Here is a 25,408-nt window from a genome sequence, read left to right on the forward strand (position 1 = left end):
CGCGCGAGTCAACAACTCAGGACTAACGAGAGCCGCGCGTGCGCGGGCGCCCGAGTTAGCGCTCGCTGGACGAGAACCTCACGCTCGTGGTCCTGAGTTGTCGACGCGCGCCGCCGCTCGGCGCGCGCTGGCGTGCGACTCCCTCCCGTGTCGCGCTGAGCCCCGGGTGTCAACAACTCAGGACTAGGGCGTGTCTCCTAAGCGTTTGAGCCAGAGTGTGATGGCTCGCAGGACCGCGCCGCCGCGGTAGGTGAGCGCGAGTTTGTCGTATCTGGTGGCGAGCCCACGCCATTGCTTGTCTTCGTTGAAGCCGCGTTCGACAACGTTGCGACCCTTGTAGTCCTCGACGTCGTAGCTGACTGGTCGCCCGCCACGGGAGCCGCGACGCTGCCGGTGTCCCTGCTGGTCGGAGGGCTCGGGGATCACGGCGACGATCCCGCGTTCGCGCAGGCGGGTGCGGATGGCACGCGAGGAATACGCCTTGTCGCCGCGGACGCGGTCCGGTCTCGAGCGGGGCCTGCCCGGGCCACGCCGGCCAACTTTGAGGTGGTCCATGAGCACGGGGAACATCGGGGCATCGCCGGCCTGCCCGGGGCCGACCAGCACGACCAGCGGTAGCCCGCGGCCGTCGACGAGGTGGTGGATCTTCGTGCTCAACCCTCCGCGTGACCTGCCAATCGCGTGGTCAGGCGGCTCCTCCCGCAAATTCTTGTAACTCGATAGAGCCCCCTGTGTCGCGCGGGAGGTTCGTTGCGTGCTGATGCGCACGGTTGATGGTGGAGTCCACGCTGACGGCCCATTCGATCTCGCCCGCTGCGTCCGCGTCAGCGAGGATCTCGGCGTAGATACGATCCCAAGTGCCGTCTCCGCTGAACCGGCGATGACGCTTCCACGCGGTCTGCCACGGCCCGAACTCGGCGGGCAGATCACGCCACGGCGAACCCGTCCGATACCGCCACACGATCCCCTCCAGCACCCGACGATGCTCCTGAAACGGTCGCCCGCCCTTGCGGGAAGCGATCGGCATCAAAGGCTCGATCCGAGCCCAAGCAGAATCCGACAAAGTACGAGTACGCGTCACGCTCCCAGCCTGCCGCAACATCCCGCAGAGGTTACGAGACACGCCCTAGCCGCTTCGGCCGGCGAGCAGTACGGCGCAACTCCAAGCCTGCGCGGCTCGCGTCGTGCACCCGAGCCGCACTAGTCCTGAGTTGTTGACACGGCGCGGGTCAGCGCGCGGCCCGCGCCGCCCACTCCGCGAACGGGATGCCCGGCCCGGGCTGCCCGGGCGTGTGCAGCCCGGCGCGGTAGGCCGCCGCGAGCCGCCCCGGCGCACGCCACTCGACGACCCGGCGCCGCGCATCCGCCCCGGAGGCGCCCCCCGCGACGAGCCACTGCTCGGCGAGCTCGCGCATCGGCAGCACCTCGGGCCCGCCGAGGTCATCGACCCGGCCGCCGGCGGGAGCCGCACCCATGAACGACTCCAGACGCGCCGCCACCGCTCTCGTGTCGATCGGCTGGAACGGCACGTCGAGCGTCAGCACCAGCGGCAGCCGTCGCTGCGCCGCGAACGCCCCGCCCACGAAGTCGTGGAACCGCGTCGCCCGCAGAACCGTGAACCCGAGCCCCGATGCGGCGATGTGCCGCTCGCACTCGAGCTTCGACCGGTAGTACCCGAGCGGCACGGCGTCGACGCCGACGATAGACAGGTACACGAGGTGCTCCACTCCAGCGGAACGCGCGACCTCCAGCAGCCGGGCGGTGGCTCGAGCATCCGACCGCCGATTCGTCGCGAGGTGCAGCACCGTGGGGCGGCCGACCGTGCCGGTGCCGCCGGTGACGAGAAGGGTCATGGTGTCCTCTCCGAAGTGCGCGGTGCACTCCCTTTGAGAGTTGACCGGAAGGCGCCGACCGTTGTGACAGCGCCCGCGCCGCGATGCGCGCGATCTTGACCGGCGTCCGCACGATGTGTACGCCGCGCACGCCCTCCGCGACGATGTCGAGCGACCACAGCGCAACCGGCTGGGCATCGTCGGAGACCGCGAGGAACGCGGTCATTCCGTTCGCCTCGACGGGGATGCTGCGCACGCCCTGCCCGAACTTCTCGAGAACTCCCAGCACGAAGCGCGCGACCTGCTCGGCGCCGTGCACGGGCCGACGAGCCGCGCTCACGACGCCGCCGCCGTCGCTGATCGCCACGGCGTCGGGCACGAGCAGGGCCTCGAGCGCGGCGAGGTCGCCACCCTGCGCCGCCGCCACGAACGCTCCGAGGAGGTGCTCGCGCTCCTCGCGCGAGACCGTCCGGCGTCGGTGTCCGCCGAGCGCGCGGCGCCCGCGCGAGACGAGCTGCCTCGCCGCGGCCTCGGTCGTGCCGAGAACGTCGGCGAGGCTCGCGCAGTCGTAGGCGAACGCCTCGCGCAGCACCACAGCGGCGCGCTCGGCGCCGCTCAACCGCTCGAGAAGGAGCAGGGTCGCAAGGTCGAGCGCCTCGGCGCGTTCCGCGCCGAGCGTGGGGTCGTCGCCCGTGTCGACCGGCTCGGGCAGCCACGGGCCCACGTATCGTTCACGGCGCACGCGAGCGGAGTCGAGGGCGGCGCGAGGCGCGTCACCATCGTCGTCAGGTAGGCCGCCGGTTCGGCGATGCCCGAGCCGGCCACGGCCGTTCGTCGCGGCCATGCATCCTGCACGACGTCCTCCGCCTCCGCCCACGAGCCGAGCAGCCGGTAGGCGAGCCCCGTCAGGCGGGCGCGCGTCGCCTCGAACTCGGTGAGACCGGCGCTCGACGCGGCCCTTTCGTGAACCCCCGTCACGGCCGGGGCCGTCGGCGCAGGGCTCGCGAGGGCCGGGGGATCCGCGGCAGGCGGCCGATCGAGCGCTGCTCAGGCAGGCTCCAACCGAAGAGGACGGACGCGACGCGCACCGCGAACGTAACGACGACGCCGATCGTCGCGGCCACGAGGACGGGCACCCCGAGAGACAGGAGCACGGCGATCGCCCCCGACCCGGCGGCCGCGGCGACGGCGTAGAGCGACCCGACGTGCATGAGCGCGATGGGCAGGGTGAGCAGCATGTCGCGCAGGATCGACCCGCCGACCGCCGCGAGCACGCCGACGAAGACGGCGGCGACCTCGGGGATCCCGAGCGCAAGGGCCTTCGTCGTCCCGATCGCTCCGAACAGTCCGATCGTCAGCGCGTCGAGGGCCGTGATGAGTCGACCGAGCCGCGAGAACACGCGCTCGAGCAGCATGCCGAGCAGCGCCGCGCCCGTCGCGACGACGACGTACCAGTTGGTCTGCAGGGGAGCGAGCGGCACGTCGAGCAGCAGGTCGCGCAGGAGTCCGCCGCCGAAGCCGACGACGATGCCGATGATTGCCACGCCCAGCCAGTCGAGCCGTCGGTCTCGGAATTGAGCAGCGAACAGCGCGCCCTGCAGGGCTCCGATGCCGACCGCGAGCAGGTCGGCCCAGAGCGGGATCACGAACGCTTCGGCCATGCGCCCATTCTGGCGGTCGCCGCGGGTGTGCGGGCGCCGCATCGCCACGTGGCGGCGATCGAGAGGAGTCTCGGTTCGTGTCGCCCTGACCCGAAGTGCTAGACTCTGTTCGGGTCAAGATGACTCTAACCGCGATCACGGTCGGCATGCAGAGACGAGAGGGGGCGCGGATGCCCGCAGCCGCAGCCGCAGCCGGCATCTGCCTCGCCGTGTCTACTGTCATCTTCGCGCTCCGTCCCAACGCCGCGGGAGAGCCCAGCGTCTGGCTGCCGCTCGTCCGGCGCATCCGTGAGCCGTTCCTCGACCGGTGGGCGCTGCCCGGCGGCCCCGTGGCCCTCTCCGAGAGCCTCGAGGCGTCCGCGCGCCGGAACCTGCTCGAGACCACGAGCCTCCAGCCGACCTATCTCGAGCAGCTCTACGCGTTCGGCGACGTCGACCGCTCGCCCGACAGCCGTTTCGTGTCGATCGTGTACTGGGCGCTCGTGCGGCCGGAGGAGGCCGAGCGCGTGAGCCTCGGCGAGAACGTGCGCTGGTTCCCCGCCGACGAGCTGCCCGATCTCGCCTTCGACCACAACCTCATCGTCGAGTACGCCCTCTGGCGACTGCGCACGAAGATGGAGTACTCGCGCATCGCCCACGCCTTCCTCGGCGAGCAGTTCACCCTCGCCGAGCTGCGCGGAGTGCACGAGGCGGTGCTGCGGAAGCCCCTCGACCCGGCGAACTTCCGCCGCCAGATGGAGTCGTCCGGCGCGATCGAGCCCACGGGCGACGTCGTCGTCGGCGGCCGGCACCGCCCCCCGAAGCTCTACCGCTACGCCGGGGGAGTCGAGCTCGCCGACGCCGGCCCGCTCACCGCGCGCGTGGTCGTGGCGGCGGCGCAGCATCCGAGCACTCCCATCGCCGCGCCCACCCAGGAGGATCACCGATGACCGCTCTCGACACCGTGATCCGCGGGATCACCAACGGCGCAGCCGGCGAGGTCTGCACGCCCGACCTCGCGAAGGGGCCGTGGGAGTTCGACACGATGCCCGGCTACGGCCCTGGCTCGTCGATGCTCGACGTGATCCCGACCGGGTCGCCGCGGCAGGGCGCGCTCCCGGCCGAGTACCGCGACGCGCCCGACGCCGAGCTGCATGAGCGCATCCGCGCTGCGAAGGCCGCGCTCGGCGACCGCCTCGTCATCCTCGGCCACTTCTACCAGCGCGACGAGGTCGTCGAGCACGCCGACTTCCTCGGCGACTCGTTCCAGCTCGCGAACGCCGCGCTCACCAAGCCCGACACCGAGTACATCGTCTTCTGCGGCGTGCACTTCATGGCCGAGACGGCCGACATCCTTGCCCGCGACGAGCAGCGGGTGATCCTCCCCAATCTGGCGGCCGGATGCTCGATGGCCGACATGGCCGACATCGACTCGGTCGAAGCGGCGTGGGAGGAGCTCACCGCCCTCTACGGGTCCTCACCCGACGCAGACGGCCGGGCCCCGGTCATCCCCGTCACATACATGAACTCCTCCGCCGCGCTCAAGGCGTTCTGCGGGCGCAACGGCGGCATCGTGTGCACCTCATCCAACGCCGCGGCCGTGCTGGAGTGGGCGTTCGAGCGCGGGCAGCGCGTGCTGTTCTTCCCGGACCAGCACCTCGGGCGCAACACCGCGAAGGCGATGGGCGTGCCCGTCTCGCGCATGCCGATGTGGAACCCGCGGAAGGCCCTCGGCGGGTCGACCGCCGCCGAGCTGCTCGACGCGCAGGTGATCCTGTGGCACGGATTCTGCAGCGTCCACAAGCGGTTCACACCGCAGCAGATCGAGGCGGCCAGGGCATCCCACCCGGGGGTTCGCGTGATCGTGCACCCCGAGTGCCCGATGGAGGTCGTCGATGCGGCCGACGAGGCGGGGTCGACCGACCACATCCGACGGGCGGTGGCCGGGGCGACCGAACCGAGTGTCTTCGCGATCGGCACCGAGATCAACATGGTCAACCGGCTCGCCGCCGAGCACCCGCAGCACACGATCTTCTGCCTCGACCCGGTCATCTGCCCGTGCTCGACGATGTACCGTATTCACCCCGGGTACCTCGCGTGGGTGCTCGAGGAGCTCGTCGCGGGGCGCATCGTCAACGAGATCGTCGTCGACGCGTCGGTGCAGGCCGACGCGCGCGTGGCCCTCGAGCGGATGCTCGCCGCGAAGCCGCGCGGCTGACCGGGCGCACCGCTCATGCACGTCGTCGTCGTCGGCTCGGGCCTCGCGGGCCTGCTCACGGCCCTGCGCGTTGCCGCCGGCGCGGGCGCGGGCGCGTCGACAATTCAGGACATCACGCTCGTGACGGCGGGCCCGCTGGGCTCCGGGTCCAGTCCCTGGGCGCAGGGCGGCGTCGCCGCCGCGACCGGCCGCGACGACAGTCCTGAATTGCACACCGCCGACACCATCGAGGCCGGTGCCGGCCTCGTCGACGCGGATGCCGCGCTCGCCCTCTGCCGGGAGGCTCCCGCCGCGATCGCCGAGCTCCTCGATCTCGGCGTCGCCTTCGACCGCGATGCGACGGGCGACCTCGCACGCGGTCTCGAGGCCGCGCACTCGCGAGCGCGCATCCTGCACGCCGGCGGCGACGCCACCGGCGCGCGTATCGTCGACGCCCTCGCGCGGGTCGTCAGGGCGAGCCGGGTGACGGTGCTCGAGCGCGTGCGTGCGTCGAGCATCCTGACCCGCGACGGGGCGGCGGTCGGCGTCGCCCTCACCGACGCGACTGGCGCGCGTCGTGATGTCGCCGCCGAGGCCGTCGTGCTCGCGACCGGTGGCTACGGCGGACTCTACCCCCGCACCACCAACCCGGCGAGCGCGATCGGCAGCGGCATCGTGCTCGCGCACGCCGCGGGGGCGATGGTCGCCGACCTGGAGTTCGTGCAGTTCCACCCGACGGTTCTGGTCGGCGGAGGGCTGGTCTCCGAGGCCGTGCGCGGCGAGGGGGCGGTGCTGCGCGACGCGCGCGGGCGCCGCTTCATGACCGAGGTGGATGCTCGAGCCGAGCTCGCTGCCCGTGACATCGTCGCCCGCGCGATCGCCCGCACGATGCGCGAGCAGGGCGGAGCGCCAGTGCTGCTCGACGCACGCGACGTGGCCGCCCGGCTCGGGGGAGCCGTCGCGCTCGCACGGCGCTTCCCGACGATCGACCGGCTCGTCCGAGCGCAGGGCGCGGACTGGTCGCGCGAGCCGGTGCCCGTGACTCCCGCGGCGCACTACGCCATGGGCGGGGTGCTCGCCGACCTCGATGGCCGAACGACCGTTCCCGGGCTGTTCGCTGTGGGCGAAACCGCCGCGACGGGGGTTCATGGGGCGAACCGCCTCGCCTCGAACTCGCTCCTGGAGGCCGCCGTCATGGCGCGGCGTTTGTCGACGCGCCTGCTCGCCGACCCGCTGTCGACAATTCAGGACAACCTGATCCCGACGGGCCTCGAGGTCGTTCCCGCACCCGCCCCCGATTCGCAAACGGATGTTCGCCCCGAGGTGCTTCGATCACTCGACTCCGACCGACTCCGCGACCGGGCGTGGGCGGTGCTCGGGCTCGAGCGCGATGGCGACTCGATGGCCGCCCTCGCCCGAGAACTGGCGGGATCCTGGCCCGGCGATACCTCCGTCGAGACGCTGCTGCCCCTCGCCCAACTCGTTACGGAGGCCGCGCAGGCCCGGGTCGAATCGCGCGGCGCCCACTGGCGAGCGGACGCACCTCGCCCTCTCGACACCCAGCGGGTTCGGCGCGCTTGGACCCGGTCGGCGATCGCTCGTCCTGAATTGTTGACGGTGCCCGCCGCCGCGGCACCCGCCCCTGCCCCCGCCGACCGAGGAGCCGCATGACCGCCTTCGACCCGCCCACCCCCGCCGTCGAGGCCGTCGTCGCCCTCGCCCTCGCCGAGGACGCGCCCTGGGGCGACGTCAGCTCGGAGGCCGCGATCCCGGCCGAGGCGACGGCGACCGCGCGCGTGATCAGTCGCTCCACGGGCATCCTCGCCGGCGGTCTCGCCCTCGAGACCGCGTTCCGCCGCGCCGACCCGGCCATCCGCGTCGAGCGCCGACTCGACGACGGCGCCCCCCTCGCGCCCGGCGCCGTGGTCGCGGAGATCAGCGGCCCCGCCCGCGGCATCCTGCTCGGCGAGCGCGTCGGCCTCAACCTCGTCCAGCGCCTCTCCGGCGTCGCGACCCTCACGCGCGCTTACGTCGAGGCGGTCGCCGGCACGGGCGACCGCATCGTCGACACCCGCAAGACCACACCGGGGCTGCGGATGCTCGAGAAGGCCGCCGTCCGCGCCGGCGGCGCCCGCAATCACCGCTTCTCGCTCTCCGACGCGGTCATGCTGAAGGACAATCACCTCGCCGTCCTGACGGCGCAGGGGCTAGACCTCACCGAGGCGATCCGCACGGTGCGCGCGCGCATCCCGCACACGATGCACTTCGAGGTCGAGGTCGATCGGCTCGACCAGCTTCCCGCGGTCATCGCCGCCGAGCCGGACACGATCATGCTCGACAACTTCGCCCTCGCCGATCTGCGCGAGGCCGTCGCGCTCATCGGCGGCCGCGCCATCACCGAGGCGAGCGGGGGAGTCGCCCTCGACACGATCCGCGCGATCGCGGAGACGGGCGTCGACGTGATCTCGGTCGGAGCGCTCACCCACTCGGCGCCCGCGCTCGACCTCGGCCTCGACATCGAGCTGTAGGCGCTCATGACGATCATCGACCTCGACCAGGCGGCGACAGCATCCGTGCGCCGTCGCGTGCTCGAGGCGATGTGGCCGCACCTGACGGCCGACTACGGCAACCCGTCGAGCACGCACGCGTTCGGGCGGCGCGCCGCCGACGCCCTCGAGGAGGCCCGCGCCCGCATCGCGCGCCTCCTCGGCGTGCGGGCGGGTCAGATCGTGTTCACGTCGGGAGGCACCGAGGCCGACAACCTGGGAGTCATCGGGCTGACGCTCGCCGCGATCGCCGCCGGGCGCGACCGACACGTCGTGGTCGGGGCCGTCGAGCACGAGGCGGTCCTCGCCGCGGCCGAGCACCTCGCGCGCTGGCACGGGGTTGAGGTCTCCCGGCTCGGTGTCGACGAGTTCGGGCGGTACTCGGCATCCGAGCTCGAGGCGCTGCTGCGGCCGGGCACGGCGCTCGTCGCCGTGCAGCACGCCAACAACGAGGTCGGGACGATCCAGCCCGTCGACGATCTCGTGCGCGCGGCACGGGCCGCGGGGGCGCGCGTTCACGTCGACGCCGTGCAAATGGCGGGGTGGATGCCCGTGGTGCCGGCCGCGACCGGCCGCGCATCGACCGGAACGGTCGTCGATGCCCGCCCCGACGGCGTCGCGATCAGCGGGCACAAGCTGGGGGCGCCGAAGGGGGTCGGGGCGCTGATCCTCCCGACCGGAGCTGCCGTCGAGCCTCTCATCCACGGCGGAGGCCAGGAGCGCGAGCGCCGCTCGGGCACCGAGAACGTGGCGGGGGCCGTGGGGCTCTCGGTCGCGCTCGAGCTCGCCGAGCAGGAGCGCCGCGAGGTCGTGGCCGCGGTCACCGTGCGCCGCGATCGCTTCATCGCCGACGTGGTCGCGAGCGTTCCGGGGGCGGCGCTCACCGGGCATCCGACCGAGCGTCTGCCGGCGCACGCGTCGTTCGTCGTCCCGGGAGTCGGCGGCGAGTCGCTGCTCATCGCCCTCGACGAGCGTGGCGTGATCGCCTCGAGCGGGTCGTCCTGCGCCGCCGGCCGAGACGACCCGTCGCCCGTGCTGCTCGCGATGGCGTGGCCGGCCGAGGTGGCCCGCACGGCGCTGCGCTTCAGCTGGGGCGCGTCAACAACTCAGGACGAACTGCAGGCGGCCGTCGGGATGCTCGCGCGCTCGGCCGCCGCGCTGCGAGTCTGAGAGTGCCGCTTCCGCGGTAGTCCTGAATTGTTGACGAGCGCCGCCGGCTCGAGCCGCCCGACCCCGGCGCGGGCGCTCCGCGTGCCCCGCCCCGCGCGCGATACTGGAGCGTGCCCACCTACCGTGACGAAGCCGTCGTGCTGCGCACCCACAAGCTGGGCGAGGCCGACCGCATCGTGACGATGCTCAGCCGGCACCACGGCAAGATCCGCGCGGTGGCGAAGGGCGTGCGGCGCACCGGCAGCCGCTTCGGCAGCCGCCTCGAGCCCTTCATGGTCGCCGACGTGCAGCTCTACGTCGGGCGCAGCCTCGACATCGTGCAGCAGGCCGAATCGCTCGGCAGCTACGGCGCCGAGATCAGCGACGACTACGGCAGCTACACCGCCGCGAGCGTCATGGTCGAGACCGCCGACAAGGTCACCGACGACGACGGCGGAGGAGTCCAGCAGTACCTCCTCCTCGTCGGCGCCCTCCGCTCGCTTGCCCGTCGCGAGCACGTCCCGAGCCTGACCCTCGACTCGTACCTGCTGCGGGCGCTGTCGATCGCCGGATGGGCGCCGAGCTTCGGCGACTGCGCCGTCACCGGCGCGCCCGGCCCCCACAGCCACTTCGTGGTGCAGTTCGGAGGCATGGTCGCCGCCGACGTCGCACCGCCCGGGTCTCCGCGCGTGAGCCGGGAGGCTCTCGCGCTGCTCACGGCCCTCCTCACGGGCGACTGGGCGACAGCGGATGCGTCCGACGAGCGCACGCGCAACCAGGCGAGCGGCATCATTGCCGCGTACACGCAGTTCCACCTCGAGCGCGGGCTGCGCAGCTTGCCGCACGTCGACCGCGGCGCGCCGAGCGCCCCCGCCTCGCGTCGCGCGGCCGCGGCCCCCGCCGAGACGTCGGCCGGGCATCCGCCCCCCGGGGCCCGCTCCGAGGCCGCGCCCGTGTCGACAACTCAGGACGACCCGCACGACGGCGTCGCGCACGACACCCCGACGATCGGAGTCCCCGCGTGAGCCGAGAGCCCCGCAGCCCCGGAATTCCGCGCCAGAGCAGGGCGGCCCGCCGCGCCGCCGAGGCCGAGCCGCTGCGCCCGATCGACTGGACGGGCGAGCGCAGTCCTGAGTTGTCGACGGCAGCCGTCCCGAAGCACGTCGCGATCGTCATGGACGGCAACGGCCGCTGGGCCAACCGGCAGGGCCTCACGCGCATCGAGGGTCACCGCGCTGGCGAGGCGAGCCTCCTCGATGTCGTCGCCGGTGCCATCCAGATCGGCGTGACGCACCTCAGCGTCTACGCGTTCAGCACCGAGAACTGGAGCCGCAGCCCCGACGAGGTCCGCTTCCTCATGGGATTCAACCGCGAGGTGCTCCGCCGCCGCCGCGACCAGCTCGACGCCTGGAACGTTCGCATCCGCTGGGCAGGACGCCGCCCGAAGCTGTGGCGCAGCGTGATCTCCGAGCTTGAGCAGGCCGAGCGCCGCACTGCCGCCAACACCGGCCTCACGCTCACCATGTGCGTCAACTACGGCGGTCGCGTCGAACTGGTGGATGCCGTGCGCGCCATCGCGGCGGACGTCGCCGCCGGCCGCCTCGCCCCCGATCGCGTCACCGAGCGCACGATCGCCCAGCACCTCTACCTCCCGGGGATGCCCGACGTCGACCTCTTCGTGCGCTCGAGCGGCGAGCAGCGCACGAGCAACTTCCTGCTCTGGCAGAGCGCGTACGCCGAGATGGTGTTCCTCGACACGCTGTGGCCCGACTTCCGGAGACGTCACCTCTGGGGCGCGATTGAGGCGTACGCAGGGCGCGACCGCCGCTTCGGCGGCGCGGTCGACCGGCCAGCCGCTCAGTAGACTGGGCATTTCGCGCGACAGCCGCCGGGCATCCAGCTCGGCGCGATCTCTAGGAGACCCCCACCGTGGCAGCCCCCACCCGTCTGGATTCCGTCATCTCCCTCGCCAAGCGGCGCGGATTCGTGTTCCAGGCCGGTGAGATCTACGGCGGGTCGCGCTCGGCGTGGGACTACGGCCCCCTCGGCGTGGAGCTCAAGGAGAACATCAAGCGCCAGTGGTGGAAGACCATGGTGCAGAGCCGGCACGACGTCGTCGGGCTCGACTCGAGCGTCATCCTGCCCAAGCGCGTGTGGGAGGCCTCCGGTCACGTCGAGGTCTTCAGCGACCCGCTGGTCGAGTGCCTCAGCTGCCACAAGCGCTACCGCGCCGACCACCTCGAGGAGGAGTTCGAGGCGAAGAAGGGCCGCAAACCCGAGAACGGCCTCGCCGACATCGTGTGCGTGAACTGCGGAAACCGCGGGCAGTGGAGTGAGCCGCGCGAGTTCTCCGGCCTGCTGAAGACCTTCCTCGGACCGGTCGACGACGAGAGCGGCCTGCATTACCTGCGCCCCGAGACCGCGCAGGGCATCTTCGTCAACTTCGTCAACGTGCTGAACGCCGCGCGCATGAAGCCCCCGTTCGGCATCGGCCAGATCGGCAAGAGCTTCCGCAACGAGATCACGCCGGGCAACTTCATCTTCCGCACGCGCGAGTTCGAGCAGATGGAGCTCGAGTTCTTCGTCGAGCCGGGCACCGACGAGGAGTGGCACCAGTACTGGATCGACCTGTCGGAGGCCTGGTTCACCGGCCTCGGCATCAGCCCCGAGAACATCCGGCAGTACGAGCACCCGGCCGAGAAGCTCTCGCACTACTCCAAGCGCACGGTCGATCTCGAGTACCGCTTCGGCTTCACCGGTGGGGAGTGGGGCGAGCTCATGGGCGTCGCGAACCGCACCGACTTCGACCTGTCGACGCACGCCGCCGCCTCGGGCACCGACCTTTCGTACTTCGACCAGGGCAAGAACGAGCGCTGGACGCCCTACGTCATCGAGCCCGCGTTCGGTCTCACCCGCGCCCTCATGGCGTTCCTCCTCGACGCCTATGCCGAGGATGAGGCGCCCAATACCAAGGGCGGGGTCGACAAGCGCACGGTGCTGCGCCTCGACCGCCGGCTCGCGCCCGTCAAGGCGGCGGTTCTTCCGCTCAGTCGCAACGAGCAGCTGTCGCCCGTCGCGCGCGAGCTCGCCGACCGCCTGCGCCAGCACTGGAACGTCGACTTCGACGACGCCGGCGCGATCGGACGCCGCTACCGCCGTCAGGACGAGATTGGCACGCCCTTCTGCATCACGGTCGACTTCGGCACCCTCGACGACCAGGCCGTGACCGTACGCGAGCGCGACACCATGGCGCAGGAGCGCATCCCGCTCGAGCGGCTCGCGGCCTACCTGGCCGGCGAGCTCCTCGGAGCCTAAAGCCCGCGGTTCGTCAACAATTCAGGACTAGTCGGGACGCTCGGTGCGCGAAAAGCTTTCTGAGACGTCTGGGCGCGCGTTCGTCCTGAGTTGTTGACGCGCCATGCCGCGCGACCGGCGCGGGCCGCTCCTCCCCAGCGAGCAACCTACGCACCCCGTCCCGCGCGGCCCCGCTCGCGCGCGGCACGAGCACGACCGCGCTGCACACTCGTCGCGTGTTCGAGGCTCTGGTCGAGGAGGTCCGCCGCGCGGGCGGGGCGGCCGGGCGCGCCCACTTGGTCGCAGCCGGACATCCCGACCGCGTTCTCGCGGCCGCCGTGCGCGGGGGCGTGCTCACGCGCGCCCGCCGGGGCTGGTACTCGACATGGGCCAGCGACGACCCGCGCATCCACGCGCTCCGGCTGGGTGGGCGGCTGACGGGGCTCAGCGCCGTTCGGGCTTGGGGCGGCTGGGTGCGACGCCCGGGGCGGATGCACGTCGCCACGCCCGTCAACGCCTCGCGCCTGCGCTGCCCGCGCCGACGGAGGGTCGCCTTCGCCGATTCGCCCGTCCGCACCGAGGTCGTCCTGCACTGGACCCGTCGCCACCACGACCGCGACACCTCGACGGGCGTGGTGCCGCTCATCGAGGCGCTCGAGCTCGTCTGCCTCGTCGAGGCTGATGAGGACGCGATCGCGGCGATCGACTGGGCGCGTCGCTCCGGGCGGGCGGATGCTCTGGACTTAGCAGAGCTCCAGCGTCGACTCCCGCCACGCCGACGCCGACTGGTCGTCGCGTCGAGCGGGTCGTGCCACTCCCTGCCGGAGAGCCTCGTGCGCACGAGACTGACGGATGCCGGTCTGCGCGTGCGCGAACAGGTTCTGCTGCCCGACGATCCGAGCCCGATCGATCTCCTGATTGAGGAGTCCGTCGCGCTCGAGGTCGACGGCGAAGCCTTCCACCGCGAGCGCTTCTACCCGGACCGCTCGAAGGATCTCGCCGCGACCCGGTCGGGCTTCCATGCGCTCCGGCCGGCGGCGAGGCACGTGTTCGACGAGTGGCCCGCAGTGCTGGAGGCGATCCGTGTGGCCCTCGCGGCCCGGGGCGTTCCGCCCCCGCGCCCGAGCAACCCGGGCCGAGCATCCCGCGTCGACAATTCAGGACGACCGCGACGATGCCGCAGGCGCACCCGCGCGAATCCGCGGTCGGCGAGCCTGCGTCCGCGCCGACCGCCCCCGATCGTCCTGAGTTGTTGACGTCGGCCCGGCGCGCGCGTCACTGACCGCGGGAATACCGCCCCGCCCCACGCGTTGCCCTCAACATGAGCCGCCCTATCGACGTGCAGATCTGGTCCGACGTGCAGTGCCCGTGGTGCTACATCGGGAAGCGGAAGTTCGAGGCGGCGGTCGCCGAGTTCGAGGCCTCAGGCGGCGAGGTCGAGGTCACCTACCGCAGCTTCGAGCTCGCACCCGACACTCCCGTCGACTTCGAGGGCACTCCCATCGACTACCTCAGCCAGCGAAAGCGCATCAGTCCCGAGCAGGCGCAGCAGATGGTCGATCGCGTCTCCCGCATCGCCGAGAGCGTGGGCCTTGCGTACCACTACGACCGCATCCACCAGACGAACACAGTCCTCGCCCATGAACTGCTGCACTTCGCGAAGGCGCACGGCGCGCAGGTCGAGCTCAAGGAGCGTCTGCTTCGCGCGTACTTCACCGAGGGCCGCCACATCGGTCGCGCCGATGACCTCGCCGACCTTGCCGCCGACGTCGGGCTCGCCCGCGCCGCCGCCGCAGCAGCCCTCGCCGAGCACACATATCTGCCCGACGTGAAGGCAGACATGGCGCAGGCGGTCGCCTACGGCATCCAGGGTGTGCCGTTCTTCGTGATCGACTCGCGCTACGGCATCTCGGGCGCGCAGGAGTCGGCCACGTTCCTCTCCGCCCTGCGTCAGGCGGCCGATGAGCGCGACACCACCGAGGTGGCCTCATGACGGCGGATGCTGCCCCGAAGCCCTTCGCGATGCTCGGCGATCCCGCCGCCGAGGCGTGCGAGGGCGACGCCTGCCCGCTCCCGCCCCGCCCCGCGTCAACAACTCAGGACTACCGCCGCACGGCTCCGCCCCGAGCCGCGTCGCAGCGCGGGCACGCGACGGTCAGCGCGCCGCTCGTCCTGAGTTCTCGACACCGCTCGCGCGGCGCGGGCCTCAGCCCGCGGCCTGCGGCTCGCTGATGTCGGCGACCGTCGCGTCGAGCGCCGCCACGAGCTCCGAGGCGTCCACGATCAGCGAGCATCCGTGCTCGCCTGCGCCCATCGACACGCGCCGCCCCGGCGACGCGACCACCGCGGCATCGACGAACACCGGCCACGCCGTGGTCGACCCGAGCGGAGTGATCGTCCCGCGCTCGTAGCCGGTCGCCGCGAGCGCGACCTCGGGCGCCGGCAGCTGCAGCTTGTTGACGCCGACGACGGCGCGCAGCTTGGGCCACGAGATCTGCCGGTCGCCCGGCACGAGCGCGAACAGGAACGTGTCGTCGCTCCGCTTCACGACGAGCGACTTCAGGATGTCCGCGGGCGCGATCCCGAGGATCGTCGCGGCCTCCTCGAGAGACCCCGCTCGCATCCGCTCCACGAATTCCACCTGAAGCCCGCGCGCTGCGGCATCCGCGGCCACGCGCTCGCGCCCCGGACGCGCGTCCTCTCCGCTCGCCATCCACGCCCCCATCCCGATCGTTCTGCTCTGAAGAAGGGCCGCCGTAGACGCTCCGCCTGCCGACCCATCTCGCTCAACCGCGCCTAGGCTCGTCGCATGCCCGAGACGATCGACCTCACCGAGTCATCCGCCCCCATCCGCGCCGGCATCGTCGGCTTCGGGCCCTCCGGCCGAGTCTTCCACGCGCCTTTCCTCGCCACGAACCCCGCGTTCGCGCTCACCGCGATCGCGACGAGCAGCCCCGAGCGCTCCGCTGAGGCCCGCGCCGCGCATCCGACCGCCACGATCGTGCCCACTCCCGAGGCGCTCATCGACCTGGCCAGCGCTGGCGAGCTCGACCTCGTGATCCTCGCCTCGCCCCCGCACGTCCACCGCGAGCAGGCGATCGCCGCGCTCGAGGCAGGCGCCGCCGTCGTCATCGACAAGCCCTTCGCCCCGAGCGTCGCCGACGCCGAGGCGATCATCGCGGCGGCCGACGCCGCAGCGTCGAGGCGCACACACCCCACCAGCCCTCTCACGGTCTTCCAGAACCGCCGCTTCGACGGCGACTTCCTCACCGTCCGCCGCCTGATCGAGAACGGCGCTCTGGGCCGCGTCCACCGCTTCGTCTCGACCTTCGAGCGCTTCGGTGCCCCCAAGCATGACCTCTGGCAGGGCCGAATCACGCCCGCCGAGGGCGGTGGGATCCTCTTCGACCTCGGCAGCCACCTCATCGATCAGGCGCTCGAGCTCTTCGGCCCGGCGACCCTCGAGCACGCCGAGTTCACGGCCGTCCGCGGTGGCCTCGGCAGCGAGGACGACGCGTTCGTCTCCCTGCGGCACGAGTCCGGCGTCCGCAGCCACCTGACGATGAGCCGCGTCGCCGCCCAGAGCGGGCCGCGGTTGCGCGTGCTGGGCGATGCCAGCGCCTACAGCGTGCATGGCCTCGACGGCCAGGAGCCCGCCCTCAAAGAGGGCATCCGGCCCGGAGACCCGGCGTACGGCACGACGCCCGAGAGAGAGTGGGGGCTCCTCGGCGTCGACGGCGGCGCCGAGCCTCTGATGCGCGTCCCCACCGAGGCGGGCCGCTACCCGGAGTTCTACGAGCAGGTCGCCACGAGCATCCGCATCGGCGCCCCCATGCCGGTGGATGCCCGGAGCGCCCTCGAGACGGTCCGTCTCATCGAGCGTGCCCACGCCCTCACCTCCGGCTGACGCCGCGCACGAGCGCGACCTGGGAGAATGGAGGCCTCATGTCGACCGCCACCCTGCCCGCTCCGCTCAGCATCGGCCCAATCCCGCTGAGCGTTCCCGTCGTGCTCGCACCCATGGCGGGGATCACGAACACGGCCTTCCGGCGCCTGTGCCGCGAGTACGGCGCGGGCCTGTACGTGAGCGAGATGATCACGAGTCGCGCGCTCGTCGAGCGCACCCCCGAGAGCATGCGGCTCATCCGGCATCACGAGTCGGAGACGATCCGCAGCGTCCAGCTCTACAGCGTCGACCCGGTCACGGCAGGGGAGGCCGCGCGCTTCCTCGTCGGAGAGGGCCTCGCGGACCACATCGACATGAACTTCGGATGCCCCGTTCCGAAGGTGACCCGCAAAGGAGGGGGCGCGGCGCTCCCCTGGAAGCTCGAGCACTTCCGCCGCATCGTCGAGCAGACCGTGCAGGCCGCCCGCGACATCCCGGTGACGGTGAAGATGCGCAAGGGCATCGACTCCGACCACCTCACCTACCTCGAGGCGGCGAGGGCCGCCGAGGGTGCGGGCGTCGCGGCGATCGCGCTGCACGCGCGCACGGCGGCCGAGTTCTACTCGGGCAACGCTGACTGGTCGGCGATCGGAAAGCTCAAGGAGACGATCACGAGCGTGCCCGTGCTCGGCAACGGCGACATCTGGTCGGCGGAGGACGCCCTGCGCATGGTCGACGAGACCGGGTGCGACGGCATCGTCGTCGGCCGCGGCTGCCTCGGCCGGCCGTGGCTCTTCGGCGATCTCGCCGCTGCGTTCGGGCGCGCTGGAGCTCAGAGCGACGCATCGCGTCGCCGCGGCGCGAGCGCCGACGAGGCTCTGCCTCGTCGGTCGAATGAGCACCGCATACAGCCCTCGCTCGGCGAGGTCGGTGACGCCTTCCGCCGTCACGCCGAGCTCCTCGTCGACTTCTTCGACGACGAGGGGCGGGCGTGCCGCGACATCCGCAAGCATGTCGCCTGGTACTTCAAGGGCTACCCGGTCGGCGGCGAGCTGCGGGCGCGGCTCGCGAGCGTCGAGAGCCTGCAGCAGATGGACGACCTCCTCGGCGAGCTCGACCGCGATCAGCCGTACCCCGGCGCCCCGGCCGAGGGTCAGCGCGGTCGCGCCGGCACCCCGAAGAAGCCCGCGCTTCCCGAGAACTGGCTGGCGAGTCGCGAGATGTCGACCGCGCAGAGCGCCGACGTCGCGGCAGCCGAGCTGCACAACAGCGGAGGATAGGCCCGCGTGACCTCTCACTCCCACGAGCTCGACGCGCCGTCGCCGGGCTACGAGCCGCGCGACGCCGACCGCTGGCTGCCTGAGGAGCACTCCACCCGCCGCAGCGACTTCGCGCGCGACCGCGGCCGGCTGTTGCACTCGAGCGCGCTGCGTCGGCTCGCCGCGAAGACGCAGGTGCTGAGCCCCACCACGGGTCTCGACTTCGCCCGCAATCGCCTCACCCATTCGCTCGAGGTCGCGCAGGTGGGTCGCGAGCTCGCGACGAGCCTCGGGCTCGACCCGGATGTCGTCGACACGGCCTGCCTCGCGCACGACCTCGGGCATCCGCCGTTCGGCCACAACGGCGAGCGCGCCCTCAACAGCTGGGCCGCGGGCATCGGGGGATTCGAGGGCAACGCGCAGACGCTGCGCCTGCTGACGCGCATCGAGCCGAAGGTCTTCGGGCGGGATGGGCGCAGCTACGGCCTCAACCTCACGCGCGCGAGCCTCGACGCGAGCACGAAGTACCCGTGGCCGCAGTCCCACGGCATCCCTGACCCGAGCGGGCGCAGCAAGTTCGGCTTCTACGACGACGACGCCGCGGCCTTCGAGTGGATGCGCGACGGCGCTCCCGATCGCGTGCGCTGCATCGAGGCGGAGGTCATGGACCTCAGCGACGACATCGCCTACAGCGTGCACGACTTCGAGGACGCGATCGTGGGCGGCTACCTCGACGTTCCCGCGCTGAGCGCGCGTGCCGACCACGACGCCCTCGTCGACTCGATGTTCGAGTGGATCGGCGGAGAGATCGGCCACGACGAGCTCATCGCCGCGTTCGACCGGCTCGACCACCTCGACTTCTGGATCGATTCGTGGGACGGCTCGCGGCGCGACCTCGCCCGGCTGAAGAACCTCACGAGCCAGCTCATCGGACGCTTCGCGCACGAGGCCGTGCACGTGACGCGCGAGGCGCATCCCGGCCGCTCGCTCGCCCGATTCGGCGCGAACGTCGTCGTCCCCCGCGAGACTCAGGCCGAGATCGCCGTGCTCAAGGGCATCGTCGCGGCGAACGTCATGTCCACCAACTCCCGGCAGCCCATCTACGCCCGGCAGCGCGCGCTGCTGACCGAGCTCGCCGACGCCCTGTGGCAGGCGGGGGATGCCCTGCTCGACCCGGGCTTCGCCGACGACTTCCGCGCCGCCGACGACGACGCCGCCCGTCGGCGCGTGGTTGTGGATCAGGTGGCGAGCCTCACCGACCAGTCGGCCATGAGCTGGCACGAACGCATCGTCTCCTAGAATCGGGCGCGTGGCAGGGCTCATCAGACGCAGCGACATCGATGAGGTCAGGTCGCGCACGAACATCGGCGAGATCGTCGGCGAGTACGTCACTCTCAAGAGCGCGGGAATCGGCTCGATGAAGGGCCTGTGCCCCTTCCACGACGAGCGCAGCCCGAGCTTCCACGTGCGCCCCCAGGTCGGCTTCTACCACTGCTTCGGGTGCGGCGAGGGCGGAGACGTCTTCTCCTTCCTCCAGAAGATGGATCACGTCACCTTCTCCGAGGCCGTCGAGCGCCTCGCGCAGCGGCTCAACTACACCCTCACCTACGAGGACGGCGGGCAGGCCCGCGAGGACGGCGGCAGCCGCCGCCGCATCCTCGCCGCGAACGAGGCCGCCGAGACATTCTTCCGCGAGCAGCTGCAGTCGCCTGCGGCGGAGCCAGCGCGAGCCTTCCTCGGCGAGCGCGGCTTCGACCCGGCCGCCGCCGCACGCTTCTCGATCGGCTTCGCCCCGAACTCGTACGACGCTCTCTCCGGGCATCTGGTGAAGCAGGGCTTCACCATCGAGGAGCTGCTCGCCGCGGGGCTCGTCGGTCAGGGCGATCGCTCTGCGTACGACCGGTTCCGCGGCCGCCTCATCTGGCCCATCAAGGACGTCACCGGCCAGACGCTCGGCTTCGGCGCGCGCAAGCTGCTCGAGTCGGACCAGGGGCCCAAGTACCTCAACACCCCCGAGACCGCGGTGTACCGCAAGAGCCAGGTGCTCTACGGCCTCGATCTCGCCAAGCGCGACATCGCGAGGGGCAAGCAGGTCGTCGTCGTGGAGGGCTACACCGATGTGATGGCGTGCCACCTCGCGGGGGTCACGACGGCGGTCGCGACGTCCGGCACGGCGTTCGGGGTCGAGCACATCAAGGTCATCCGCCGCGTCATGGGCGATACCGACAACGCCGACACCACGCAGCTCGGGGAGGTCATCTTCACCTTCGACCCCGACGAGGCCGGCCAGAAGGCCGCGAGTCGTGCGTTCGCGGAGGAGCAGCGCTTCGCAGCCCAGACGTTCGTCGCGGTCGCTCCTGACGGCCTCGACCCGTGCGACCTCCGTCTCAAGAAGGGCGATGACGCGATCCGGATGCTCGTCTCCGGCCGCAAGCCGATGTACGAGTTCATGGTCCGCCGGCGACTCGACCAGTTCGACCTCGAGACCGTCGAGGGCCGCGTCGGCGCTCTCCGGGCCGCAGCTCCCGTCGTGGCGGGGATCCGCGATCAGTCGATGCAGTCGGGGTACGCCCGAACGCTCGCCGGCTGGATCGGCCTGGAGCCGGGGGAGGTCTCCCGCGCCGTGCAGACGGCGCGACGGCAGTCGAGCGCGCGACCGTCCCCCGATCGCGCTCCGTCGGATCAGGGCGCGGCTGCGGCCGCACCGGCACGTATGGGGGAGCGGGACCCACGCTCTCCGGCGGATTCCCCGCAGCCCGATCAGGAGGGCTCGAGCGCTCCTTCGATCACGATGAGCGATCTTCCGAGCGACCCCGTGACGCGTCTCGAGCGCGAGCTGCTGATGGCCGTGCTCCAGCACCCGGGCGAGATCGATCGCGAGATCGCGCTGCGGGCGCTCCATACGTCCTTCACCGTCCCGGCGCTCAGCACCGTGCGGGATGCACTCGTCGGAGCCTTCGAGCACTACGGGACCGCCCAGTGGGTCGCGCGCGCCGCGGAGGAGGCGCCGAGCGCGTTCGCGCCGCTCGTGACCCAGCTCGCGATCGCGCCTCTGCCCATCCGCGGAGACCATGTGCGCGAGTACTGCACCGGGGTGACGACCTCGCTCATCGAGCGCGACCTGCTCCGGCGCAAGACCGAGCTGCTCGGTGCCCTGCAGCGCTCCGACGCCGCCGCCGATCCGCAGCGCTATCGGACGCTCCAGCGCCAGCTCGTGGATCTCGAGGCCGAACGGCGGCGGATCCGAGCGGAGTGAGCCGCGGGCATCCTTCGCAGATCCTCAGCGGTCGCCGCAAGCCCCCTCCAGGGATACTCCGCCGGTCTAGAGTGGTCGTCAGGTTCGTCGGAGTCGCGGATCTCGTCCGTCGCCGCCCGGCGGGCGCGCTGCGGCTCCGGCCGCTGGGAGGGGAACCCCATGACGGCAGTCGACCACGTGCCAGGCACGGTCGGTCTCGACGATCTGGCCGTGAGCGCCCGCGACCTCAGCGTGCGCTACCGCGGCGGCGAGGGGCACGCGGCCGTCCAGGCGCTCACGGGCATCACCCTCGACATCCCCGCGGGCGAGACGCTCGCGGTCATGGGCGAAGCCGGCAGCGGCAAGAGCACACTCGCGGCGGTCATGGCCGGGCTCACGTCGAGGGCCGTCCCGCGCGGGCCCGAGGTCATCGGCGGATCGCTCGATGTCCTCGGGATCGATGTGCGCCGCGTGCGCCGTCGTGACGACGACGAGCTCGAGCTGCGCATCGGCTACGTGCCGCAGGATTCCTCCACCGTGCTCGACCCCCACCTCACAGCGGGGGAGAACGTCGCGCTCCCGCTCTTCCAGCGGAACCCCAAGCTCGCCAAGAAGGTCGCGGGCGGCATCGTCGCCGAGGCGATCGATGCGATGCACCTCACCCTCGCGACGATTCCGCTGTACCCGCACGAGCTCTCCCGCGGCCAGCGCCAGCGCCTCGCCCTCGCGCGGGCGCTCGTCCTCGAGCCAGACCTGCTCATCGCCGATGAGCCGACGGCCGGGGTGGATGCGACGATCCGGGCGAGCATCCTCGACCACCTCGCGGAGGTCCAGCGGCGTCGCCGCTTCGCCGCCTTCATCATCTCGAGCGAGGTCGGCGAGATCCGCCGCCTGTCGGATCGACTGGCCGTGCTGCATCGTGGGAGCATCGTGGGGATGGGTCGTATCGACGACGTGCTCGACGACCCGACTCACCCCTACGTCGAACAGCTCGCGGCGCTCGCGCGCGGATAGCCTCCGCACGTCTCGCGCCGAGCACCCCCTTGGAGGCTCCGCGCCATGACCGCGCCCCCGTCGGACCCCGACCCCCGCCCTCTCGCGCCGCTCGCCTCGGTGACCCGTGTGGGGCCGACGCAGCACGAGGACCCGCTCGCGGGGCGCAGCGCCGCACCGCCGACGGGGCGACGGATCGCACCAGGGCCCATCGCGGTCCTCCCACGTCCGACGGCGCTCTTCGTCGATGCGGCGAGGGCGGGGGGAGCCGAGGTCGTCGAGATATCGGCGGCGACGCGAGGCCTCATCTGGTTGAGCGAGCAGCGCGCCGAGGAGCTCGCCGAGCTGCTGGACGCCCATCCGGGCATCCAGTGGGTGCAGCTGCCGTGGGCGGGAGTCGACGGCTTCTCGAGCATCCTGCCGCGCTACGCCGATGGACGCGGGCCGCTGTTCACGAGCGCTAAGGGGGCGTACTCCGAGCCCGTCGCCGAGCACGCCGTCGCCCTGCTGCACGCCGTCCTCCGCGAGTTGGCGCCGAAGGTCCGCGCGGCGCGGTGGGCACCGGTGCGCACTGGGCTCTCGCTCTACGGCCGTCACGTCGTCATCGTGGGCGCCGGCGGCATCGCGGCGGAGATCATCCGGCTGCTCACGCCGTGGCGCGTGCGGATCACGGTCGTGCGCAGATCGCCGGGCGACGTCCCTGGCGCCCATCGCACGGTCACCGTCGACGAGCTGCACGGCGTCCTCCCCGAGGCGGACGCGCTCATCCTCGCAGCGGCATCCACCGAGCGCACTCGGCACCTCATCGGCTCGGCCGAGCTCGCGCTCCTCCCCGAGCACGCCGCACTCGTGAACATCGCCCGCGGCGCCCTCATCGACACCGGGGCGCTCGTGGAGGCGCTCCGAGAGAAGCGGATCCTCGGCGCCGGTCTCGACGTCACCGACCCCGAGCCGCTCGGGGACGACCACGCACTGTGGAGCGAGCCCCGCTGCATCATTACGTCGCACTCCGCCGATACACCGGAGATGACCGCTCCGCTACTGGCGGGACGCATCACCGAGAACGTCCGGGGCTTCCTCGGCGACGGCCGTTTCGTCGGCATCGTCGACCCTGCCGCGGGGTACTGACGGCCGCGCGAGGGTCGGCCGGTGCGAGTGGCGCTCGCGAGTTCTGGTAACGTGTTCCTCGCTGTTCGCAGCGATCCTCGATAGCTCAATTGGCAGAGCAGCCGGCTGTTAACCGGCAGGTTCTTGGTTCGAGTCCAAGTCGGGGAGCCACCTCCTCCCATCCCCGTCGCGATCGCGGCCTGGGCATCCGCGCCTCCGCCTCCGGTGGTCGGATCCCGCGATCGACGGGCTCTGGAGCGGTAGGAGAGGATGATGACGTGATCACCTGGCTCACCGCCAACGCGGCCGATATCCTCCTGGTCTCCGTCGCGATCGGAGCGACCCTCCTCGCCCTCGCCGTCGCCCTGCTCGTGGCGTGGCTGCGCACCCGCAGCCACCTCGCCGGCCTCGCCGCGGGTCGCGCGAGCGCCGATCGCGCACGGCTCGACGCGGAGGTCGCCCTCGCCGAGCAGACGAATCGGCTGCGCATCATTCGCGAGCTCCACGAGGTCGCCGCGCACTCGCTCTCCGTCGTGATCAGTCAGGCCGACGGAGCGCGCTACGCGGCGCAGCGCGACCCCTCGGCAGCCGGTCGCAGCGCCGCCGTCATCGCCGAGACGACGCGGTCGACTCTCGCCGACCTCCGACGAGTGATGAGCCTCGTCGGGGAGGGCGAGTCGACCGGGGCGCAGGGCGCTCGCCTGGACTCGGCGCACGAGCTCATCGATGTCATGCGCGTCCAGGGGCTCGACATCGTCGTCGAGGAGTTCGGGGAGGCCTTCTCGCTCAAGCCCGGTGCGGAGATCGCGATCTACCGCATCATGCAGGAGGCGCTCGCGAATGCTCTCGCCTACGGGGGCCCGGGCACGGAGGCTCGCGTCACGCTCACGTGGTCCGGTCAGGGCCTCCAGCTGCGCGTGGAGGACGACGGCATCCGCGCCCAGCACCGCAGAGCCGCGGAGGCGAGCGGAGGCTCGGCCGATGGGGGCGCAGCGCCGACGACATCGATCGACGACGATCTCGCCGCGCTCACGCGCACGGTCGACGGCCGCGGGATCGCAGAGATGCGCGCGCGGGCCGAGCTCTACGGCGGCATCCTGAGCGCGACGACGCAGCCGGGTGTCGGATTCACCCTCGCGGTGGTGTTCCCCGCGCTGCGTCACCACAACGGCGTGCACGGAGTGGATCTGCGCCGCCCATGAGCGCGGCATCCGAGCGTCGAGAGGCCTGGCGCGCCTCATGGGCCGTGGGCCTCGCGGTCGCCGCGTACGGCATCTCGTTCGGCGCTCTCGCCGTCGCCTCGGGCCTCGACGTGTGGCAGGCGTCCGTGCTGAGCGCCGTGATGTTCTCCGGCGGGTCGCAGTTCGCGCTCATCGGCGTCCTTGCGGCAGGCGGAGCGGCCTCCGGGCCCGCGGCGATCGCCGGTGCGACGCTCCTGGGCCTGCGCAACGGCCTGTACGCCGTCCGCGTCTCGCCCATCGTCGGGCCCGGCTGGGCCAAGCGCCTCCTCGCCGGCCACCTCACGATCGATGAGTCGACGGCGGTCGCCACCGCGCAGCCCACGCTCGAGAGCCAACGCATCGGCTTCTGGGCGACGGGAGCGATCATCTGGGTCGGCTGGAATCTCATGACGCTCGCCGGTGCGCTGCTGGGCGACCTGCTCGGCGACGTGAGCGCCTACGGGCTGGATGCGGCCGCCGCGGCGGCCTTCCTCGGGCTCGTGTGGCCGCGACTGCGAGCCCTGCAGCCCATCGCCGTCGCTGTCGGAGCGGCGGTCGTCACGACGCTCACTATCCCTCTGCTGCCGCCCGGGCTCCCGGTGCTCGTCGCGGCGGTCGTGGCCCTCGTGGTCGGGATCCCCGATCTCCTCGGGCGCCCCGGCGGCCCCGAGCCGCAGCTCGTCCACCACGACGACGTGCCGCCCGCGCCCGATTCGGGGGAGTCGGAGCGGTGAGCATCTGGCAGATCATCATCGTCGCGTCGATCGCCGTCCTCGCGATCAAGCTCGCGGGCTACCTCGTCCCGGAACAGGTGCTGCAGACCCCGACGGCCGCCCGCACTGCGAACCTCGTGACGGTCGCGCTGCTCTCGGCGCTCATCGTCGTGCAGACGATCGGCTCGGGGCAGGGCATCCTCGTGGATGCCCGCCTGCCCGCGATCGTCGTCGCGGCGGGTCTGTTCGCGCTTCGAGTGCCGTTCATCCTCGTCATCGTCGCCGCCGCGGCCACCGCTGCGGCGCTGCGCGCTCTCGGCTGGGCGGCGTAGCGGGC

General features: G+C 71.9%; 23 protein-coding genes, 1 tRNA gene and 2 pseudogenes. 20 read left to right on the forward strand and 6 right to left on the reverse strand.

The features are described 5' to 3' along the window. Window positions 1-183: 183 nt before the first annotated feature. The 5 genes and pseudogenes from FHX53_RS02505 to FHX53_RS02520 form a co-directional block, all read right to left on the reverse strand. A protein-coding gene (locus FHX53_RS02505) for an IS5 family transposase (RefSeq protein WP_425488290.1) occupies window positions 184-1,081 on the reverse strand; the annotation gives its coding sequence in 2 pieces (ribosomal slippage) (window positions 184-745 and window positions 744-1,081; 900 coding nt in all). A gap of 148 nt (window positions 1,082-1,229) precedes the next feature. Next, a complete protein-coding gene (locus FHX53_RS02510) occupies window positions 1,230-1,853 on the reverse strand; it encodes an SDR family oxidoreductase (RefSeq protein WP_182489763.1) in 624 nt (207 codons plus the stop codon). Window positions 1,854-2,379: 526 nt separating this feature from the next. Then, window positions 2,380-2,427, reverse strand: a pseudogene (locus FHX53_RS13985) (hypothetical protein); the annotation flags it as partial. A 20-nt stretch (window positions 2,428-2,447) separates the two neighbouring features. Next, window positions 2,448-2,810, reverse strand: coding sequence for a sigma factor (locus FHX53_RS13520; protein WP_343050759.1), 363 nt, complete (start codon window positions 2,808-2,810; stop codon window positions 2,448-2,450). Then, a complete protein-coding gene (locus FHX53_RS02520) occupies window positions 2,807-3,493 on the reverse strand; it encodes a trimeric intracellular cation channel family protein (protein ID WP_182489764.1) in 687 nt (228 codons plus the stop codon). Before FHX53_RS02520 ends, FHX53_RS13520 begins: the two co-directional genes overlap by 4 nt. Before the next feature lie 170 nt (window positions 3,494-3,663). On the opposite strand from FHX53_RS02520, the gene FHX53_RS02525 reads away from it, so the two are divergent. The 10 genes and pseudogenes from FHX53_RS02525 to FHX53_RS02570 all read left to right on the forward strand — a co-directional run bounded on the left by FHX53_RS02525 (window position 3,664) and on the right by FHX53_RS02570 (window position 14,651). Next, window positions 3,664-4,422: an NUDIX hydrolase gene (locus FHX53_RS02525; protein WP_182489765.1), complete on the forward strand. Its 759-nt coding sequence runs from the start codon at window positions 3,664-3,666 to the stop codon at window positions 4,420-4,422. Next, window positions 4,419-5,690 (forward strand): quinolinate synthase NadA, encoded by a 1,272-nt coding sequence (nadA, locus tag FHX53_RS02530; RefSeq protein ID WP_182489766.1) that lies wholly within the window; start codon window positions 4,419-4,421, stop codon window positions 5,688-5,690. Before FHX53_RS02525 ends, nadA begins: the two co-directional genes overlap by 4 nt. A gap of 15 nt (window positions 5,691-5,705) precedes the next feature. Then, window positions 5,706-7,340: an L-aspartate oxidase gene (locus FHX53_RS02535; RefSeq protein ID WP_182489767.1), complete on the forward strand. Its 1,635-nt coding sequence runs from the start codon at window positions 5,706-5,708 to the stop codon at window positions 7,338-7,340. Beyond that, a complete protein-coding gene (gene nadC, locus FHX53_RS02540; RefSeq protein WP_182489768.1) occupies window positions 7,337-8,197 on the forward strand; it encodes a carboxylating nicotinate-nucleotide diphosphorylase in 861 nt (286 codons plus the stop codon). Before FHX53_RS02535 ends, nadC begins: the two co-directional genes overlap by 4 nt. Window positions 8,198-8,203: 6 nt before the next feature. Further along, window positions 8,204-9,385, forward strand: coding sequence for a cysteine desulfurase family protein (locus tag FHX53_RS02545; RefSeq protein ID WP_220476078.1), 1,182 nt, complete (start codon window positions 8,204-8,206; stop codon window positions 9,383-9,385). A gap of 110 nt (window positions 9,386-9,495) precedes the next feature. Continuing rightward, a pseudogene (gene recO, locus FHX53_RS02550) lies at window positions 9,496-10,215 on the forward strand (DNA repair protein RecO); the annotation flags it as partial. 197 nt (window positions 10,216-10,412) lie between these two features. Then, window positions 10,413-11,228 carry an isoprenyl transferase gene (locus tag FHX53_RS02555; protein WP_182490117.1) on the forward strand — a complete coding sequence of 272 codons (816 nt, stop codon included), beginning with the start codon at window positions 10,413-10,415 and terminating at the stop codon, window positions 11,226-11,228. Between the two features lie 65 nt (window positions 11,229-11,293). After that, window positions 11,294-12,679: a glycine--tRNA ligase gene (locus FHX53_RS02560; RefSeq protein WP_182489770.1), complete on the forward strand. Its 1,386-nt coding sequence runs from the start codon at window positions 11,294-11,296 to the stop codon at window positions 12,677-12,679. A gap of 215 nt (window positions 12,680-12,894) precedes the next feature. Then, window positions 12,895-13,914 carry a glycyl-tRNA synthetase gene (locus FHX53_RS02565; RefSeq protein ID WP_182489771.1) on the forward strand — a complete coding sequence of 340 codons (1,020 nt, stop codon included), beginning with the start codon at window positions 12,895-12,897 and terminating at the stop codon, window positions 13,912-13,914. A gap of 65 nt (window positions 13,915-13,979) precedes the next feature. Next, complete coding sequence (locus tag FHX53_RS02570; protein WP_182489772.1) at window positions 13,980-14,651, forward strand: DsbA family oxidoreductase; 672 nt, start codon at window positions 13,980-13,982, stop codon at window positions 14,649-14,651. Window positions 14,652-14,864: 213 nt separating this feature from the next. On the opposite strand, the gene FHX53_RS02575 is transcribed toward FHX53_RS02570, so the two are convergent. Beyond that, the gene (locus FHX53_RS02575) at window positions 14,865-15,371 is read right to left on the reverse strand and encodes an aminoacyl-tRNA deacylase (RefSeq protein WP_182489773.1); all 507 of its coding nucleotides are present in this window, start codon (window positions 15,369-15,371) and stop codon (window positions 14,865-14,867) included. A gap of 96 nt (window positions 15,372-15,467) precedes the next feature. Here FHX53_RS02575 and FHX53_RS02580 point away from each other — a divergent pair, with 96 nt between their 5' ends. The 10 genes from FHX53_RS02580 to FHX53_RS02625 all read left to right on the forward strand — a co-directional run bounded on the left by FHX53_RS02580 (window position 15,468) and on the right by FHX53_RS02625 (window position 25,403). Continuing rightward, complete coding sequence (locus FHX53_RS02580; protein WP_182489774.1) at window positions 15,468-16,565, forward strand: Gfo/Idh/MocA family protein; 1,098 nt, start codon at window positions 15,468-15,470, stop codon at window positions 16,563-16,565. 38 nt (window positions 16,566-16,603) lie between these two features. Further along, on the forward strand, window positions 16,604-17,824 hold the full coding sequence (dusB, locus tag FHX53_RS02585; RefSeq protein WP_182489775.1) for a tRNA dihydrouridine synthase DusB: 1,221 nt from the start codon (window positions 16,604-16,606) through the stop codon (window positions 17,822-17,824). Window positions 17,825-17,830: 6 nt separating this feature from the next. Next, window positions 17,831-19,102: a deoxyguanosinetriphosphate triphosphohydrolase gene (locus FHX53_RS02590; RefSeq protein ID WP_182489776.1), complete on the forward strand. Its 1,272-nt coding sequence runs from the start codon at window positions 17,831-17,833 to the stop codon at window positions 19,100-19,102. A gap of 10 nt (window positions 19,103-19,112) precedes the next feature. After that, complete coding sequence (gene dnaG / locus FHX53_RS02595) at window positions 19,113-21,059, forward strand: DNA primase (RefSeq protein WP_182489777.1); 1,947 nt, start codon at window positions 19,113-19,115, stop codon at window positions 21,057-21,059. Window positions 21,060-21,218: 159 nt separating this feature from the next. Next, window positions 21,219-22,052 (forward strand): ATP-binding cassette domain-containing protein, encoded by an 834-nt coding sequence (locus FHX53_RS02600; RefSeq protein WP_182489778.1) that lies wholly within the window; start codon window positions 21,219-21,221, stop codon window positions 22,050-22,052. Between the two features lie 45 nt (window positions 22,053-22,097). Further along, window positions 22,098-23,159, forward strand: coding sequence for a D-isomer specific 2-hydroxyacid dehydrogenase family protein (locus tag FHX53_RS02605; protein WP_182489779.1), 1,062 nt, complete (start codon window positions 22,098-22,100; stop codon window positions 23,157-23,159). Window positions 23,160-23,233: 74 nt separating this feature from the next. Next, window positions 23,234-23,309, forward strand: a tRNA-Asn gene (locus FHX53_RS02610). A 107-nt stretch (window positions 23,310-23,416) separates the two neighbouring features. Then, on the forward strand, window positions 23,417-24,340 hold the full coding sequence (locus FHX53_RS02615) for a histidine kinase (protein ID WP_182489780.1): 924 nt from the start codon (window positions 23,417-23,419) through the stop codon (window positions 24,338-24,340). Continuing rightward, window positions 24,337-25,092 carry an AzlC family ABC transporter permease gene (locus FHX53_RS02620; protein ID WP_182489781.1) on the forward strand — a complete coding sequence of 252 codons (756 nt, stop codon included), beginning with the start codon at window positions 24,337-24,339 and terminating at the stop codon, window positions 25,090-25,092. The genes FHX53_RS02615 and FHX53_RS02620 overlap by 4 nt, the downstream gene beginning before the upstream one ends. After that, a complete protein-coding gene (locus tag FHX53_RS02625) occupies window positions 25,089-25,403 on the forward strand; it encodes an AzlD domain-containing protein (RefSeq protein WP_182489782.1) in 315 nt (104 codons plus the stop codon). The genes FHX53_RS02620 and FHX53_RS02625 overlap by 4 nt, the downstream gene beginning before the upstream one ends. Window positions 25,404-25,408: the final 5 nt, after the last annotated feature.

The organism is Microcella alkalica, from assembly GCF_014137945.1.
GTDB classification, from domain to species: domain Bacteria; phylum Actinomycetota; class Actinomycetes; order Actinomycetales; family Microbacteriaceae; genus Microcella; species Microcella alkalica.

Excerpts from the sequence above, each read along its gene's own strand:
- FHX53_RS02510 (WP_182489763.1), bottom strand. The coding sequence starts at position 1,853 with ATGACCCTTCTCGTCACCGGCGGCACCGGCACGGTCGGCCGCCCCACG.
- FHX53_RS02520 (WP_182489764.1), bottom strand. The coding sequence starts at position 3,493 with ATGGCCGAAGCGTTCGTGATCCCGCTCTGGGCCGACCTGCTCGCGGTC.
- FHX53_RS02525 (WP_182489765.1), top strand. The coding sequence starts at position 3,664 with ATGCCCGCAGCCGCAGCCGCAGCCGGCATCTGCCTCGCCGTGTCTACT.
- nadA (WP_182489766.1), top strand. The coding sequence starts at position 4,419 with ATGACCGCTCTCGACACCGTGATCCGCGGGATCACCAACGGCGCAGCC.
- FHX53_RS02535 (WP_182489767.1), top strand. The coding sequence starts at position 5,706 with ATGCACGTCGTCGTCGTCGGCTCGGGCCTCGCGGGCCTGCTCACGGCC.
- nadC (WP_182489768.1), top strand. The coding sequence starts at position 7,337 with ATGACCGCCTTCGACCCGCCCACCCCCGCCGTCGAGGCCGTCGTCGCC.
- FHX53_RS02545 (WP_220476078.1), top strand. The coding sequence starts at position 8,204 with ATGACGATCATCGACCTCGACCAGGCGGCGACAGCATCCGTGCGCCGT.
- FHX53_RS02570 (WP_182489772.1), top strand. The coding sequence starts at position 13,980 with ATGAGCCGCCCTATCGACGTGCAGATCTGGTCCGACGTGCAGTGCCCG.
- FHX53_RS02575 (WP_182489773.1), bottom strand. The coding sequence starts at position 15,371 with ATGGCGAGCGGAGAGGACGCGCGTCCGGGGCGCGAGCGCGTGGCCGCG.
- FHX53_RS02580 (WP_182489774.1), top strand. The coding sequence starts at position 15,468 with ATGCCCGAGACGATCGACCTCACCGAGTCATCCGCCCCCATCCGCGCC.
- dusB (WP_182489775.1), top strand. The coding sequence starts at position 16,604 with ATGTCGACCGCCACCCTGCCCGCTCCGCTCAGCATCGGCCCAATCCCG.
- FHX53_RS02600 (WP_182489778.1), top strand. The coding sequence starts at position 21,219 with ATGACGGCAGTCGACCACGTGCCAGGCACGGTCGGTCTCGACGATCTG.
- FHX53_RS02605 (WP_182489779.1), top strand. The coding sequence starts at position 22,098 with ATGACCGCGCCCCCGTCGGACCCCGACCCCCGCCCTCTCGCGCCGCTC.
- FHX53_RS02620 (WP_182489781.1), top strand. The coding sequence starts at position 24,337 with ATGAGCGCGGCATCCGAGCGTCGAGAGGCCTGGCGCGCCTCATGGGCC.